The following is a 16,030-nucleotide window of genomic DNA, read 5'->3' as shown; positions in this document are numbered from 1 at the left end:
ATACCGGGCTCAGGGGTGTTATTGTTGGCAGGGTTAGCATCAAAGTCATCAATAATCCCGACTTCGACAACCGTGCCAGTATCTTCGGCATCTAAGGTGGTGATAATCGGTGCATCGTTGGTACCTTCGACAGTGATGGTGACATCGTGGGTATCGGTCCCCCAAACTCATCGGTAACGGTGACGGTGAAAATTTCATTATGACTCTCATTGGAGGCGAGCTCGTTAACGAGATCGCTATCGTTGAGGGTATAGGTCCACTCGCCAGTAACAGAGTCGATGACAAACTCACCGTAAGTACCGGAATCATCACCAGACCAGGTCCAGCTGGCGTTGTTATCGACATCGGTGGCAGACAGGGTGCCACTGATGGCGGCGATACCGGGCTCAGGGGTGTTATTGTTGGCAGGGTTAGCATCAAAGTCATCAATAATCCCGACTTCGACAACCGTGCCAGTATCTTCGGCATCTAAGGTGGTGATAATCGGTGCATCGTTGGTACCTTCGACAGTGATGGTGACATCGTGGGTATCGGTCCCCCAAACTCATCGGTAACGGTGACGGTGAAAATTTCATTATGACTCTCATTGGAGGCGAGCTCGTTAACGAGATCGCTATCGTTGAGGGTATAGGTCCACTCGCCAGTAACAGAGTCGATGACAAACTCACCGTAAGTACCGGAATCATCACCAGACCAGGTCCAGCTGGCGTTGTTATCGACATCGGTGACAGACAGGGTGCCACTGATGGCGGCGATACCGGGCTCAGGGGTGTTATTGTTGGCAGGGTTAGCATCAAAGTCATCAATAATCCCGACTTCGACAACCGTGCCAGTATCTTCGGCATCTAAGGTGGTGATAATCGGTGCATCGTTGGTACCTTCGACAGTGATGGTGACATCGTGGGTATCGGTCCCCCAAACTCATCGGTAACGGTGACGGTGAAAATTTCATTATGACTCTCATTGGAGGCGAGCTCGTTAACGAGATCGCTATCGTTGAGGGTATAGGTCCACTCGCCAGTAACAGAGTCGATGACAAACTCACCGTAAGTACCGGAATCATCACCAGACCAGGTCCAGCTGGCGTTGTTATCGACATCGGTGGCAGACAGGGTGCCACTGATGGCGGCGATACCGGGCTCAGGGGTGTTATTGTTGGCAGGGTTAGCATCAAAGTCATCAATAATCCCGACTTCGACAACCGTGCCAGTATCTTCGGCATCTAAGGTGGTGATAATCGGTGCATCGTTGGTACCTTCGACAGTGATGGTGACATCGTGGGTATCGGTCCCCCAAACTCATCGGTAACGGTGACGGTGAAAATTTCATTATGACTCTCATTGGAGGCGAGCTCGTTAACCAGATCGCTATCGTTGAGGGTATAGGTCCACTCGCCAGTAACAGAGTCTATGACAAACTCACCGTAAGTACCGGAATCATCACCAGACCAGGTCCAGCTGGCGTTGTTATCGACATCGGTGGCAGACAGGGTGCCACTGATGGCGGCGATACCGGGCTCAGGGGTGTTATTGTTGGCAGGGTTAGCATCAAAGTCATCAATAATCCCGGCTTCGACAACCGTGCCAGTATCGTAGCCTTCACCTTCTTGCTCTTCAGGTGGAGGGGTAATAATGGGATTATCGTTGGTGCCGGTGATGGTGATAGAGACTAGTTGCGTATTGGTTGCGCCGAATTCATCGGTGACAGTGACGAGGAAGGTTTCAACAACCTGCTCGCCTTCTGCGAGACTATCAGACGCGCTATTGTCTAAGCTGTAAGTCCACTCGCCACTGCTTGGGTCAATGATAAAGTTACCTAAGGCTGAGGTGTCATTACCATTCCAAGTTAATGTGGCACCTGAATCGACATCGATGGCAGTCAGTGTACCTGTTGCGATTTGCTCACCAGTTTGCTGTTGCTCATCTTCATCAAATTCAGTCACCGCACCAGTGGCATCTGCAACGGAGGAGGTGATAATAGGGCTATCGTTTGTACCGATAATCGTGATAGTCACTAGTTGGGTATCTGTGCCGCCAAATTCATCGGTTACTGTGACTAGGAACTGCTCTTGAGTTGATTGGTTCTCGGCTAAACTGTCGGCGGCATCGTTGTCTAAGTTATAGGTCCACTTGCCGGTATCGGGATCTATAGAGAAGCTACCTAAGCTGCCTGTTGCATCGCCACTCCAGGTGAGTACTGCACCGTTATCGACATCGGTCGCTTCGAGCATACCAGTTGCTGTTGGACTACCAGGAACAAGGGTACCGTCATCGAGGTTACCGGCTTCAATGACTGTACCTGTATCGTAACCGTCACCTTCTTGCTCTTCAGGTGGAGGGGTAATAATGGGATTATCGTTGGTGCCGGTGATGGTGATAGAGACCAGTTGCGTATCGGTTGCACCGAACTCATCGGTGACGGTGACGAGGAAAGTTTCAACAACCTGCTCCCCTTCGGCGAGACTGTCAGACGCGCTATTGTCTACGGTGTAAGTCCACTCGCCAGAACTTGGCTCGATGACAAAGCTACCAAGGGCTGAGGTATCGTTACCACTCCAGCTTAATACTGCGCCATTATCGACATCGGTGGCGGTGAGTGTACCTGTTGCGATTTGCTCACCAGTTTGCTGTTGCTCATCTTCATCAAACTCAGTTACCGCTCCAGTGGCATCATCAACTGTTGATGTGATAACAGGGCTATCGTTTGTACCGATAATCGTGATGGTTACGAGTTGGGTATCGGTGCCACCGAACTCATCGGTGACGGTGACCAGAAACTGCTCTTGAGTGGATTGTCCTTCGGCTAAACTGTCGGCGGCATCGTTGTCTAAGTTATAGGTCCACTCGCCATTATCGGAGTTTATAGAGAAGCTACCTAAGCTGCCTGTTGTATCGCCACTCCAGGTGAGCACTGCACCGTTATCGACATCGGTTGCTTCGAGCATACCAGTTGCTGTTGGGTTACCAGCAACGAGGGTACCATCATCGAGATTACCCGCTTCGATTACTGTACCTGTATCGTAACCGTCACCTTCTTGCTCTTCAGGTGGAGGGGTTATAATGGGGTTATCGTTGGTACCTGTGACGGTGATTGTGACAAGTTGGGTATCGGTTGCGCCAAATTCATCGGTGACGGTGACGAGGAAGGTTTCAACAACCTGCTCGCCTTCTGCGAGACTGTCGGAAGCACTATTGTCTGCGGTGTAAGTCCACTCGCCACTGCTTGGGTCAATGACAAAACTACCAAGGGCTGAGGTATCGTTACCACTCCAACTTAAAACTGCCCCATCGTCGACATCAGTAGCTGTTAAAGTTCCAGTTACAATGGATGTTTGAGGATCATCGACTTCTGTGACCGCTCCCGTGGCACTTTCAATGCCAGAGGTTATTGTTGGTGAATCGTTTGTACCATTTACAGTGATTGTGATTACCTGAGTTTGAGTTGCGCCAAACTCGTCCGTGACTGTGACGGTAAATAGGTCTGTAACGACTTCTCCTTCTGATAAGCTATCCGCCAATGAATTATCTAAGCTATAAGTCCACTCGCCAGTTATTGGATCAATGACTAAACTACCAAACTCTCCGCTAGCATCTCCGCTCCAAGTCAAAATGGATCCATTATCGACATCAGTGGCAGTTAAACTACCTGTTGCAGTGATGATACCGGGAACGATGGTGCCGTCATCCTCATTACCCGCTTCGATGACTAAACCTTCGTCACCAGGAAGAATGGGTCCATCTGGGCCATCAGGGTCAATAACCACGACAACGGGCTCATCATTTGTACCGGTTACAGTGATTGACAAGGTCACCTGTACACTGTCGCCATCGGCATCTGTTAACTGATAGGTAAATGTTTCAGTAACTTGCTCCCCTTCCGCTAGTGCCTGTATGTTATCTAATGAGTTATCTAGCTGATAGGTATAGCTACCATCTGCAGATATTTGTAATAGACCGAAGCTACCAGAAATGCTGGTACTTTCTGATACTGCCACAATGGTTCCGTCTGAATTAGAAATTTGTGACACGATTGCCGAGTCCGCACCTTGTGTATCGTTGAGTAGTACATTACCTGAAATTGTGGCATCACCATCTTCTGAAACGCTGTTTGTGTCGGCTACACCCGCAGGGCTATCGTCTATGATATTGACAGTGATTGCAGAAGCTGATGTGTTTCCTTCCAAATCGGTTACTAAGGTGGTGAAGGTTTGCGAGAAAGTATCGGATGCCGTATTGTCAACGCTACTGGTCATTGAGAAATTATAATCAAGCGTACCGCTATCTAGGTCGAAGCCAGTAATGACTAATATGCCGTTGGTTGTTGTTATGGTTATCGGGCCAACAAACAAGCCTCCAACAAAAATATCTATGCCATTAATGGTTAAGCTAAATATCCCTGCTTGTACATCAAATTGTAGGCTATTTGATTGAGTTAAAGCTGTTGCTAATGGGTTTGAGCCCTGCAATAAATTAGCTTCAAGTAAAGTAACGCTACTTGCATCTATTGTTGGGAGAGCAGGAATTTCCGCAGTTAAAATCAAGGGGTCCTCTGTGGGGGCGGGAGCAAAGCCAAAACCTGAGGTGTCATAGCCGGCTCCTGCTAATGTTTCATCACCCGTTCTACCTAAGGTTATATAGTCTGATCCACCTTGATTTCCTCCACCACCAGCGGCAGTTCCTGCTGCGGTTTCAGGGAGGCCCGCGGTAGGATCTTCACCCGCTAAAATTTGTGCTTGTAAGGCGGCAATTTCAGCATCCGCTGAAACTGGTGCTGTAGCAAATTCAGGAGCAGCCCCTAAGGAGCTTTCTGGTATCGGTTCGGCAAAGTGTGTCTCTGTAATTATCGTTCCATCTGCCATCTGTAAGATGAACTGAGAATTTGGCGAAAAGATCAGTTGTTCACCATCTCTAATGAGATCGCCTATAGTCACATCTCTGATATTCCCTTGTTCATCTTTGGCCTTTAATTGGCCCACAAGATTAGTGACAACTGCGTCCTGTTTAGCTACTGAAACACCCATAATCATACCCTAGAGCCGATTCTTCCAAGACGTCAGCTGCAAATTGATTGTTCAGAAATAAATTTCTGCTATTACACATATTGTTTTGAGTGTGGCTCTAATTGACGGTGAGTCAAATTAATGACTATCAGCTACAGCTGGCATGAATATTGGGTTTTTATCAGTGAAAACTGAAAACTAAAAGTTATTCAGCTGTTTGGCATTGTTGAAATAAGTTAGGTTGCAGTTCTAAATAAAAAAGTCACCTAGAAGGTGACTTTTTTAGTTTATAATCGTATAAGAATTAACCAGCGCTTGCGGCTTGTCGGTAACTTTGAATGGCCCCATTTTGTTCGCCAAGATGCTCATGGGTTTCAGCTAAAGCCAGCCAGTTGGCTTTGTTGGGTTGCTGATGACAAACTTTTTTCCAGTATGTCATGGCTTGACGATAATCTTTATTTTGCGAATGGAGCTTGGCCAGTAATATTTGGAAGTTGACCTCTTCACCGTACTTTTTCTCAAGTGAAAATATCTGTTTTCTCTCTTCGACATCAGTAGGGGAAAGTATCTTAGCAAGCGCCACCGAGGTATCTGAACAAAGCTTGCTCTTTATCTGTTTCATTAAGAGTTTCTTAGCCTCTGTTTCACGGTTGAAGTTATGCAGACCTAGGCAGTAGTTGGCTAGATATTGTGGCTCTTTTCTTTCGGGTCTACTTAACCAGTGCCATACCTTTTCTAATTCTTGTTCGCTGCTGGATTGTGCCTGAATAAGCAGAGCATTATTGGTGATAATTGAGAGGTGTAGGTAATCATCATCACTAAGTACTTGGCGCTTCTTAATTATTGGCAGCAGTAACTTTAGTGCATGCCAGTCGGTTTGAGCTTGATATAACTCCAAGGCCAATCTTAACACCGGCTGTTTGCTCTTACTCGTGGGGAGAGTTTATCTAGCTCTATTCTGGCTTTGTCTAGCTCTCCTTGTTGGAGTAAGTATCGGGTGCGGCTAGTGCTCACAGCCTTGATAGCCAATGGCTCCTGTTCCGCTTGTTGCAGGTATTTGTCTCGTGACTCGGTATTATTTTGATGCTGGGCAGCTCTTGCTGCGGCAAGTAGATTAAGGGTTGGCAGCTCACCTTTCTCTGCACCTTTAATCATGGCTTTTTCGGCTGTGGACCAATCCTCTTCCGCTAATGCGAGAGCCCCCACTAGGGTGTGTTTCCTTGCGGCTTTTCTGCGCCATTTTTCGGGGAGCAGACGGCTGCTAAGTAGTAGGTTCAGTATGAAAATAATCACCCATTCAGTTAGCTGCAGTAAACCGTAAAAAACGATAAGCGCGATAACCGCAAAAAGGACACCTGTCTCAACTTCGTAATCCCATATGGTGAAATACAGGTAACCATTCATGCCTTCAAAAAAAGGACTGATACAGAGACCGAATAAAATAATTCCCAGATAGATTAATACGCGTGTCATAGGGAAACCTCTTCAGTCACCATCAAGTTACCGTGGGTAGCCAACTGTTGAAGCATGGGAGTCGATTGAAAGTGGTTAATACTCGGCGTCTGAATTTCTAAGGTACTTAATGCATCGAGTGCTGCTAGTGTTTCTTTAGTTTGAGCTTTGCTGAGATCGAAGTATTGATAGATCCACTTCCTTGCAAGGGTCAAAGATTGTCGATAATTAACCTGATCTTGTCGGTATAGAGCAAGCTGAGATTGAAGTAGTTTATTTCTGACATTTTCAACTAGGTACCATTGTTGATCCGGTGTGAGTATGGGCGTGATATCTGTGGACCTTTTACGAATGACCACAAAATCGTCCATAAATGCCTTCCAGGATTTAGCGAGATTATCTTGCCAATCATCTATCGACTCTGTCATCTCAGGGCTGGTTGGGCGATTAGCCGCATTGGTCACATCGACTCTATTTAATGGTAGCTGGTTTAGATGCTCTATCATGTTATCCAGAGTCAGCACGGTCCCTGCAATGTCTGTGCTCTTGATTGCGGACACAGATGCTATGTCAGATGCTAACGCTTTTCTCAATGGCGTTAGCGAGGGATCTTTCATCGATTCTATACGGTCATCCGCAGCCTTGAGTAAACTAGCCGATGTGCTGGGATCTTTTTCAAGCCAAAGCTTATTACCCGCCATTCTGACCAAGTATTTTGCTTCCTCTGCCATCCAGTGATTGGGGTTACGCTGAGCCAGTTTGGCTACTCTGTCACTCAGTTGGAGCTGATTGTTTGTCAGTTTATCTATGCCAGAGTTTGTGCTGCTGGCGAGTTTATCTTGTTTTCTTTCGAGTCTCGAAATTTGCTTGGCCGGTTCATTCAAGGCTTGTTTCAGCTCAATGGATAGCGCCTGAGCTCTGTCTTTTTGAACAGCAAGTTCTTGATAGAGGTAATATCCGCCGCCGCAAGTGACAAAGGTTAGCAGTAAGATAAAAACTAGATTGAACAAAAATCCCCAAGAGACACCGGAACGCTTGGCGTTAGTATCTGATTTACTATGGATCTGTTTTGAGGGAGTGTCAGCAGTCTTAGGTTCTTTATTGACTACCACAGCGGCATTATTAGCATTTACTTCAGAGTTTAACTCTGTATGTGCTTCTACAGCATTATCATCTAATTTTTTCTTGTCCATTAAACAGTCCCTTAAAGCGATACAGCTACAAAAATGACGAGTTTAGCGCGTTTACAGGCGAACGTTACAAGCCTAGGGCTGCAAGCACTGCCTTACAGTTAGCCGCTTTTGCATTGGTAACTTGCTGAAATCCATTGGCAATAGCCTGTTCCTGTACTCGTGAGCTAGGGACTATAATATGACATGCACGCAGCCAAGCAAATAACTCTTTTGGTACAAGTTTGATTAGATTATCGAGAATTTCGCCACTGGTGATGACTATCGTGTCGATTTTGGCTTGTTGCCAGGCCTGTGCGTTGCTTTGCGATGTTAATGTCGGGCATGTCCTACGATAAACTTCCCAATAGCTAACATCGGCGCCTCTATGGATTAATTCACTAGCCAGTGCTTCTCTTCCACCGACCCCTCGAACTATGACGATCTTCTTTCTAGAGAGAGATTGGAGTTGGGGGAGTGTGAGTAACCCTTCGGTCTGTTGACAATCTTGAGGGGCTTCTTGGGCTGAGATGCCCAATTTTGAAAGCGCGTTTAGGGTCGCTTCACCAACTGCGTAAAATTGTGCCTCTAGGGGCCAGATTTGCTTAATTGCTTTGGCGGCAAATTTTACAGCATTGGTGCTGATAAATATGATGATATCCGCACGCTTAAATAAAGCCATGCCGTGACTTTGTTGCTGCACCTGAGTGGCTTCTACTTGAAGTAAAGGCGTGACAAGATGTGCGACGCCTCTGGCTAGAAGCGCCTCAACCATTAACTGATTTCGCCCATGTGGGCGGGTTAGTAATACTTTCATCTTGAGTCAGGAGTCATTGATTGCTATTCACTGAAAGTATCAATTACTTGATATAAACGGCATCAAGAATCTCTTTTGCGCCTTTGCCAAGTAGTTCTTCGGCAAGCGTGATTCCTATCGCCTTAGCGTTAGTTTTTGGTCCAACACTGGTGCCTGTGATTATCTTGCTGCCATCGGGGTTACCCACTAAGCCGCGTAGTGTTAGAGTATCACCTTGGATTTCGGCGAATGCGCCGATCGGTACCTGACATCCACCTTCCAGATGAGTATTCATCGCTCGTTCTGCAGTCACTCGAAAACGAGTCTCTGCATGCTCAAGTGGTGCGAGCAGGGCTTTTACACGCTCATCATTAGTACGACACTCGATACCTACAGCGCCTTGGCCGTTAGCTGGCAAAGAATCTTCGGCTGAGATAAAACTAGTGATACGCTCTTCAAGTTTTAGACGTTTAAGGCCTGCGGCGGCGAGTATGATAGCATCATAATTTCCAGCATCTAGCTTGCCTAATCGTGTACCAACGTTGCCACGAAGATCGGTGATTTTTAGATCGGGTCGCATGCCTCTAATCTGGCACTGGCGTCGCAGACTTGAGGTGCCAACAACGGCTCCCAGAGGAAGGTCGCCGATAGACTTGTAGTTGTTTGAAACGAATGCATCGCGTGGATCTTCGCGTTCACAAATCACCTCGAGCCCTAGGCCGTCCGGAAAGTCTACCGGTACATCTTTTATCGAGTGAACGGCAATGTCGGCTCTGTCTTCTAGCATGGCGACTTCAAGTTCTTTAACGAACAAGCCTTTACCACCTACTTTTGCCAATGGAGTATCTAAGATGATGTCACCTTTAGTACTCATAGGGAGAAGTTCAACGGTCAAACCTGGATGAAATTTTTCTAGTTCTGCTTTTACAAATTCAGCTTGCCAGAGTGCAAGGGGGCTTTTACGTGTTGCGATTCGAATGACGTTTTGAGACATGCTCGATGTTCCATCAGAGGCCTTAGATGCAGTAATGCTAACATTGCTTAGGAATAGATGTAACAAACGGGGTTTGATTCTTTGACCTCTGCCCAAAACTACTTCAGTTAAAAGTGTGATCTTGGTCTCATTTATTCCTTGTGGCAGTTAAAGCTGTTAGCATTACAGCTGTTTCTCAACCTGCCTTGGCGTGACTCTTATTGAACAATGAACAGAATCACATTATTGAAACCGCAGACCGATTAAATCGTGTCAGGCAGGCGCGTGCTCTCGCATTATTGTCTCCGCTGAAAAGAGATCTGCTTCGTCTTATTCCTGTGTTGTTGCATTACCACCGAACCGGGTATCCCGGCTATAACGGCCCTATGACACCATCTGGTGTTTTTGAGTATGCGCCAAGTGAGCAAGAACTCGCAGCTTGTGACACCTTAAGTTTAGTTAGACCTATGGTGCATCTCGTTAAGCAGGCTGCTATCGAGGGGGTGTATAGCATGGGGAGCATGTCGAGTTTCGGGCAAAACCCCAAGAGTGATATCGATGTCTGGCTCGTTCATGATCGGCTTCTCAGTAAGGAAGAGTGCCGACTACTCGAAGAGAAATCAGGTTTGTTGACGACATGGTTTGCTCAGTATGGACTCGAGGTGAATTTCTACCTGGTTCATCCCGAACAGTTTTCTGACTGTTCCCCAGATAAAGCAGAGCCTCTGCGAGCCATAGGTAACGAGCATAGCGGTAGTGCTCAACACTGGTTATTACTGGAAGAGTTTTATCGTAGTCAGATTTGTTTGGCTGGCAAGAAGGTGGCCTGGTGGCCTAATGCTCAGAACTCGCAGCAGTTATTGTTTTTAGGAGATGTGAGCCAAATCCCGGCATGTGAATATTTTGGTGCTTCACTTTGGCAACTTTACAAGGGGCTGGATAAGCCACACAAGGCACTTTTGAAGGTTTTACTGCTCGAATCTTATGCTGCTCAGTACCCGAATACCGAGTTTATCAGTGAAAAAGTGTGGCAACACACAATAGAAGGTGATTTTTCATCCGCAAACGATAGCTATTTCTTGCTCTATGAATCGATAGAAAACTATTTGATAGCACAAGATGATCCCCGTCGTTTAGAGATAGCCCGACGTTGTTTTTATTTGAAGTGCGGTGTTCGATTAAGTGAGCCGGAACAAGCGCAAGACTGGCGCTATCACAAGCTAAATAATCTGGTCGAAAGTTGGCACTGGTCCAAGAGTTTATTAGAGACCTTAGATAACTGTGAGCGTTGGCACTGTGGGCAACTGCAGTGGTTTAATGAACAGTTAAATGAGCTGATGTTAGGTTGTTATCAAACATTGCTGCAATTTGCCTCGACCCATAAACTCAGTGAGAGTTTGAAATTATCTGAACTGGGTCTGCTTACTCGAAAACTTCATACGTATTTCAGTAGTGATACCGAGCAGCTTATCGGCTTGAATCGGCTTTGGAGTGATTCAATCTCAGAGCAAGAGCTGACGATTGTCTACAGCCATAACCTGCAAGAGTATTGTTTATATTGCTGCCCTCCAAATCGGAAAGCCTTCATCGGACAAAGGGCCGTTTACCGCTCTAAGAGTCGAGCTAAGCTACTCGCCTGGGCGGTGATGAATGGCGTCAGTGAAAAAATGACCCGCTGGTATGAGCTGGCAAGTGGGGAGCGTAAATCCGTGGGTTTGACCAAGGCATCTCATTGTTTAATTGAGGTTTTTAAACCCCTCGCTAAGAAAGTGTCTAAGATGGACCTTTATCAACCTTGGCGATATCGCAAGTTAGTTTTCATGCTCAATTTTAACAGTGATTCAACGTCCCAGTGGCAGGGGCAAGAGATCATGGTCGATTATCTCAATGCCAATATTTTTTCACTGGGGCGAGCAGAGCAAAATATGTTGGAGTCAATCGATCTTCTCTGCCTTAATTCATGGGGAGAGTGGCACTGTCATCATTACCATGGAGAGCTTGCCATATTAGAGGCATTGGCCTTCATTACTCCTGGCATTCGTCGTTCAGCCGAAGACTTGAAGATCGAGGTGGTGAGTGGTTCTGTTAGGTTACAAGATCAGTTTGAGCAGACGGTGAAAAACCTGGTTCGTCGCGCGGCGCGCTTAAGCTGGAAAGTGTCCTCTTCTGCAACATTAGTTTATCCACTCAAGGTGGCTAAGGTACAGTATGGCCTGTTCTTTAATAGTAAAGGCATGGTGTATCAGGATCTTAAAGACGCTAAAGCTTTTTATCAGCAGCTAACCAAGAGTATGTTGATCGAACTGCCCAGGCCGAACTTAGGTAACGAGCCTTTTACTATGGCCCCCGCTGTGATCCAAGACTTTGCCGCCAGGGGAGCGATTCAATATTTTTTGCGTCAGAGTGATGATGATTTGGATATATTTGTTTTAAATGAAAAAAATGAGTTAAATCACTATCTCCAAAAGGGAACCAGTGTCGATGAGTTGGTGAGTGAGGTGAGCCATTTTCATGCATTCGAAGAGCCAGACATCTCGACCCAAAGGTTTAATTTGCCACAATTTTTTCGCCTGATGAGAGTGGATGGCCGATTACAGGTGATCCCTTTTGGACTATCAGTGGAAGAAGCCGAGATGGACTTTTAAGCGGATATGAATAAAGAGGGAACCTAAGGTTCCCTTTATTCATTTTCGTCAGGTATGTAGACGACTAGAGAGATAGGCTTACGCCACCTTGTTTGAGAATAGACTCTATGACGAAGGGCATGAATTCACTGCTATTTCGCTCATCAATCCACTTTCCTTCGACGAAAGAGAAATGATAACCACCAAATTTCGTCGCAAGCCAGATCTGATGCAGAGGTTCTTGCTTGTTTATTACGATCTTAGAGCCATCTTCAAACTCTAGCTGCAATACATTCCCTGATGCATCGATATCTATGTCGGCATCCTGTTCATCGATAGCAAGTTCGATAGCGTTATCTATCGCTTGAAACATCTCATCGGCGAGTTGATGAAATTGTGTGTCTGTCATTGCCATCTGTTTTCGTCCTTCAATGGGGCAAATTTGAATATTTACATAGTAACAACCGTGCTTGGTATGCTCCATTACTTTTTACGAAAATCATCTTATACCATTCCGAGTAAGTATCTGATCATTCGGCGGGAGTTCAAAGCACTGTAGGCTAGGCGAATATTTGAAGCTAATAGTTATTCTCGGCAACAAGCTCCTGCGTTGCTCTACCTCCTGCATCCATGCAGTCGTATATCGAGAACATTCAACGTAGCATAAAGGGCTTTGCCATTTTCTTTAAACATCAGCCGCACTACGTGAGGCTCTCAGTGTTTCCACTTCTGCGTTACATTGACTTAAAAGGGAATAACCATTTCCTCATCAATGTGCCTTGAATTGAAAAAACTGAGAGTCTCTGAACTGACCAGATACTTATATGGAATGGTATTAGTGCTTACTCGCAGCAAATAAATTTCAGTTTAGTATGTATTAGGCCTATATGTACTTGACGTAGAAAGCTGAACTCTGCAACATCAGTAGACTAGTAAGGGCCTTAGATCATATGTGTTCTGAGACTGAAGCGGCTAATACAGATAAGATTAAATAGTACTTAATTAGATGGAAAGATTGATGTTGAGAAAAATGAGACTGTGTTCACTGATATTGTTTGCCAGCCTTTTTGTGACCGCTTGCGGGCAAACAGGGGCGTTATATAAATCGCCAGACAAAAAAGATAACCAGAAACAAGAACAGCAGCAACCAAAGAAACAAAGTAATAAGGAATAAACTCTTGGATCATTTTCTCTATAAAAATAATGAATTATTGGCCGAAGATTGCTCTGTCGTTGAGCTAGCTCGTACCCATGGTACTCCTTTATACATCTATTCCCGTGCCACGTTAGAGCGTCATTGGCATGCATTTGATCGTGCGGTTGCCGATCATCCCCATCTTATCTGTTATGCGGTAAAAGCGAATTCAAATATTGCCGTCCTGAACGTGCTTGCGCGTTTGGGTAGTGGTTTCGACATCGTTTCCGGTGGTGAGTTGCTGCGAGTGATAGAAGCCGGTGGCGATCCCGCTAAAGTGGTATTTTCAGGTGTAGGTAAGACTGCCGCCGAAATGGAGATGGCACTTAATATAGGCATTCATTGTTTTAACGTCGAATCTGCAGCCGAGCTTGAGCAGTTAAATATTGTTGCTGGTCGTATAGGTAAGATTGCACCGGTTTCCCTGCGTGTTAACCCGGATGTCGATGCCGGCACACACCCATACATATCTACGGGCCTTAAAGATAACAAGTTCGGTATCGCTATGGAGCAAGCCGAGGCTATTTTCGTTCGCGCCGCCGCATTACCGAATTTAGAAGTTAAAGGTGTCGATTGTCATATCGGCTCCCAGCTAACCGAGATCCAGCCTTTCCTCGATGCCATGGATCGCATGTTAGCCTTAATCGATCGACTCGCTGAACAGGGCATTCATATTGAACATTTCGATGTGGGTGGTGGCTTAGGCGTGCCTTATAACGATGAGACACCGCCCCAGCCTGATGTATATGCAGCAGCTTTGCTCGAACGTTTAGGTGACCGAAATCTTAAGCTCATCTTCGAACCTGGTCGTGCTATTGCTGCCAATGCGGGTATCTTTGTGACTCAAGTGCTCTATCTTAAAGGTAACGGTGATAAACACTTTGCTCTGGTTGATGGTGCTATGAATGATCTTATTCGTCCTGCGCTTTACAGTGCTTGGCAAAATATTATCCCTGTTAAGCCGCGTGATGGTGAAACCTTAAATTACGATATCGTGGGGCCTGTATGCGAAACAGGTGACTTCTTAGGAAAAGACAGAGCGTTGAATTTAGCGGCGGGTGATTATCTGGCTGTGCGCTCATCCGGCGCCTATGGCTTTACCATGTCATCTAACTACAATTCACGCCCTAGAGCGGCCGAGTTGATGGTCGATGGGGATCAGGCTTTTGTTATTCGAGAGAGAGAAAAATTGACTCAGCTATGGCAAGGTGAGCAACTCCTGCCGTAAACTGTTTATATTAATTGATGATGTTTCTGTTTCGTTCTCAGATAAAGATAAATGGTTTATTGAGTCACGGAACAGGGCGATTTAAAGGATACCTAACTTGATCCATTTCACTAAGATGCATGGTTTAGGCAATGATTTCATGGTGGTCGACGGCGTAACACAGAATGTGTTTTTTTCGCCTGAGCAGATCAAACGCCTTGCCGATCGAAATTTTGGTATAGGTTTCGATCAGTTGCTTCTGGTGGAGCCTCCTTATGATCCCGATCTCGATTTCCACTATCGTATTTTTAATGCCGATGGCGGAGAGGTTGAACAGTGTGGTAATGGCGCACGCTGTTTCGCTCGCTTCGTGCGTAACAAGGGATTGACCAACAAACAAAAAATTAAAGTCAGTACCTCCAACGGCAAACTTACCCTGCGCCTGGAGCCTGACGGCAATGTCACTGTGAATATGGGCATTCCGGTACTCGAGCCAAGCAAGATCCCCTTTAATGCTAAGCGGCCTGAAAAAACATATTTGATACAGACCGACACTGGAGAATCTAAGGTGCAGACCTTTCTCTGTGGCGCTGTTTCCATGGGTAACCCTCATTGTGTTTTGGATGTCGAAGATATTCAGGCGGCAGATGTCGAGGGGGTTGGCGCCTTATTGACTCAACATGAGCGCTTCCCAAAGGGAGTGAATGTCGGTTTTATGCAGGTGATTAACTCAGGTCATATTAAACTAAGAGTATATGAGCGAGGCGCGGCAGAGACGCTTGCCTGTGGCACTGGTGCATGTGCTGCGGTTGTTGTGGGTCAGTTACAAGGTAAGCTCGATAAGCGTGTTCGTGTCGACCTACCTGGTGGTACCCTGACTATTAATTGGGATGGAGAGGGTAAACCTTTATGGATGACAGGGCCTGCCGAACACGTATATGACGGACAGATACAAACATGACCGAAATGACTAATGTGAAAAAACCACTGCCTTTCGATGAGATACTGATTCGAGAATACTTACTGGATAACCCTGACTTTTTCACTCGTTATCCTGAGCTGCTGTTAGCAATGCGAATTCCACATGCGGAGCGTGGGGCCGTGTCCTTGGTTGAGCGTCAACAAGAGATGCTGCGCAGCCGGATACAGCAGTTAGAGGAGGAGATCACATCCTTGATGGGGATGGCTACCCGTAATGAGATGATCTACATGTTCAATACCAGGCTCTCACTTAAACTGCTTGAATGTGAAGATCTCGGTGAACTGAGGCAAGAGTTATCCGAAGGTTTAAAAACGCAATTTCAGTTTAGTCATGTTCGATTAATTACGGTTCACGACATAGATAGCGAGTTGTCGCGTATCTGGAGTAAGCGCTTGAGCCAAGGTTATTATTTTGGTCGACTCACTACGGCAGAGTCGAAACGCTTATTTGGCTGCGAAGTTGGCTCTGTGGCCTTATCCAGATTATCTGATCAATGTGGTCAGGTTATTTTTGCCATAGCGAGTCAAAATGCGATGCACTTTCATCCGGAAATGGATAACCTACTCTTGGATCAACTGAAGCAACTCATAGATCATCTACTGCCTAAACTTTAACTGTGCTCAGAACATCTTG

The 16,030-nt window shown here is 46.0% G+C and carries 13 protein-coding genes and 1 pseudogene; 5 read left to right on the top strand and 9 right to left on the bottom strand.

Features of this window, described 5'->3' with window-relative positions; translation table 11 throughout:
* Positions 1 to 91: 91 nt before the first annotated feature.
* The 8 genes and pseudogenes from FM037_RS25090 to hemC form a co-directional block, all read right to left on the bottom strand.
* A complete protein-coding gene (locus FM037_RS25090) occupies positions 92 to 514 on the bottom strand; it encodes a VCBS domain-containing protein (protein WP_144049130.1) in 423 nt (140 codons plus the stop codon).
* Positions 469 to 891: a VCBS domain-containing protein gene (locus FM037_RS25085; protein ID WP_144049131.1), complete on the bottom strand. Its 423-nt coding sequence runs from the start codon at positions 889 to 891 to the stop codon at positions 469 to 471. Before FM037_RS25085 ends, FM037_RS25090 begins: the two co-directional genes overlap by 46 nt.
* Positions 846 to 1,268 (bottom strand): VCBS domain-containing protein, encoded by a 423-nt coding sequence (locus FM037_RS30490; RefSeq protein WP_144049130.1) that lies wholly within the window; start codon positions 1,266 to 1,268, stop codon positions 846 to 848. Before FM037_RS30490 ends, FM037_RS25085 begins: the two co-directional genes overlap by 46 nt.
* On the bottom strand, positions 1,223 to 5,020 hold the full coding sequence (locus FM037_RS25075; protein ID WP_185976905.1) for a retention module-containing protein: 3,798 nt from the start codon (positions 5,018 to 5,020) through the stop codon (positions 1,223 to 1,225). Before FM037_RS25075 ends, FM037_RS30490 begins: the two co-directional genes overlap by 46 nt.
* 283 nt (positions 5,021 to 5,303) lie before the next feature.
* Positions 5,304 to 6,472, bottom strand: a pseudogene (locus FM037_RS25070) (heme biosynthesis HemY N-terminal domain-containing protein).
* Positions 6,469 to 7,644, bottom strand: coding sequence for a uroporphyrinogen-III C-methyltransferase (locus FM037_RS25065; RefSeq protein ID WP_144048246.1), 1,176 nt, complete (start codon positions 7,642 to 7,644; stop codon positions 6,469 to 6,471). The pseudogene FM037_RS25070 and the gene FM037_RS25065 overlap by 4 nt, the downstream one beginning before the upstream one ends.
* Positions 7,645 to 7,708: 64 nt before the next feature.
* The gene (locus tag FM037_RS25060; RefSeq protein ID WP_144048245.1) at positions 7,709 to 8,437 is read right to left on the bottom strand and encodes a uroporphyrinogen-III synthase; all 729 of its coding nucleotides are present in this window, start codon (positions 8,435 to 8,437) and stop codon (positions 7,709 to 7,711) included.
* A 43-nt stretch (positions 8,438 to 8,480) separates the two neighbouring features.
* On the bottom strand, positions 8,481 to 9,410 hold the full coding sequence (hemC, locus tag FM037_RS25055) for a hydroxymethylbilane synthase (protein ID WP_144048244.1): 930 nt from the start codon (positions 9,408 to 9,410) through the stop codon (positions 8,481 to 8,483).
* Between the two features lie 200 nt (positions 9,411 to 9,610).
* Here hemC and FM037_RS25050 point away from each other — a divergent pair, with 200 nt between their 5' ends.
* On the top strand, positions 9,611 to 12,034 hold the full coding sequence (locus FM037_RS25050; protein ID WP_144048243.1) for a class I adenylate cyclase: 2,424 nt from the start codon (positions 9,611 to 9,613) through the stop codon (positions 12,032 to 12,034).
* A 64-nt stretch (positions 12,035 to 12,098) separates the two neighbouring features.
* Here the strand turns inward: FM037_RS25050 and cyaY are convergent, their stop codons facing one another.
* Positions 12,099 to 12,428 (bottom strand): iron donor protein CyaY, encoded by a 330-nt coding sequence (gene cyaY / locus FM037_RS25045; RefSeq protein WP_144048242.1) that lies wholly within the window; start codon positions 12,426 to 12,428, stop codon positions 12,099 to 12,101.
* A 603-nt stretch (positions 12,429 to 13,031) separates the two neighbouring features.
* Between cyaY and lptM the strand changes: the two genes are divergently transcribed.
* From lptM to FM037_RS25025, 4 genes are all read left to right on the top strand, one after another.
* A complete protein-coding gene (lptM, locus tag FM037_RS28895; RefSeq protein ID WP_144048241.1) occupies positions 13,032 to 13,187 on the top strand; it encodes an LPS translocon maturation chaperone LptM in 156 nt (51 codons plus the stop codon).
* A gap of 4 nt (positions 13,188 to 13,191) precedes the next feature.
* Entirely contained in the window at positions 13,192 to 14,436 is a 1,245-nt protein-coding gene (gene lysA / locus FM037_RS25035; protein WP_144048240.1) for a diaminopimelate decarboxylase, read from the top strand.
* A gap of 97 nt (positions 14,437 to 14,533) precedes the next feature.
* Positions 14,534 to 15,376 (top strand): diaminopimelate epimerase, encoded by an 843-nt coding sequence (dapF, locus tag FM037_RS25030; protein WP_144048239.1) that lies wholly within the window; start codon positions 14,534 to 14,536, stop codon positions 15,374 to 15,376.
* A complete protein-coding gene (locus tag FM037_RS25025) occupies positions 15,373 to 16,011 on the top strand; it encodes a DUF484 family protein (protein ID WP_144048238.1) in 639 nt (212 codons plus the stop codon). Before dapF ends, FM037_RS25025 begins: the two co-directional genes overlap by 4 nt.
* The last annotated feature ends 19 nt before the right edge of the window (positions 16,012 to 16,030 follow it).

The sequence above is a fragment of the Shewanella psychropiezotolerans genome (genome assembly GCF_007197555.1).
Classification (GTDB): domain Bacteria; phylum Pseudomonadota; class Gammaproteobacteria; order Enterobacterales; family Shewanellaceae; genus Shewanella; species Shewanella psychropiezotolerans.
The sequence above is the reverse complement of the archived record's forward strand: the minus strand, read 5'-3'. Positions and strand labels throughout refer to the sequence as shown.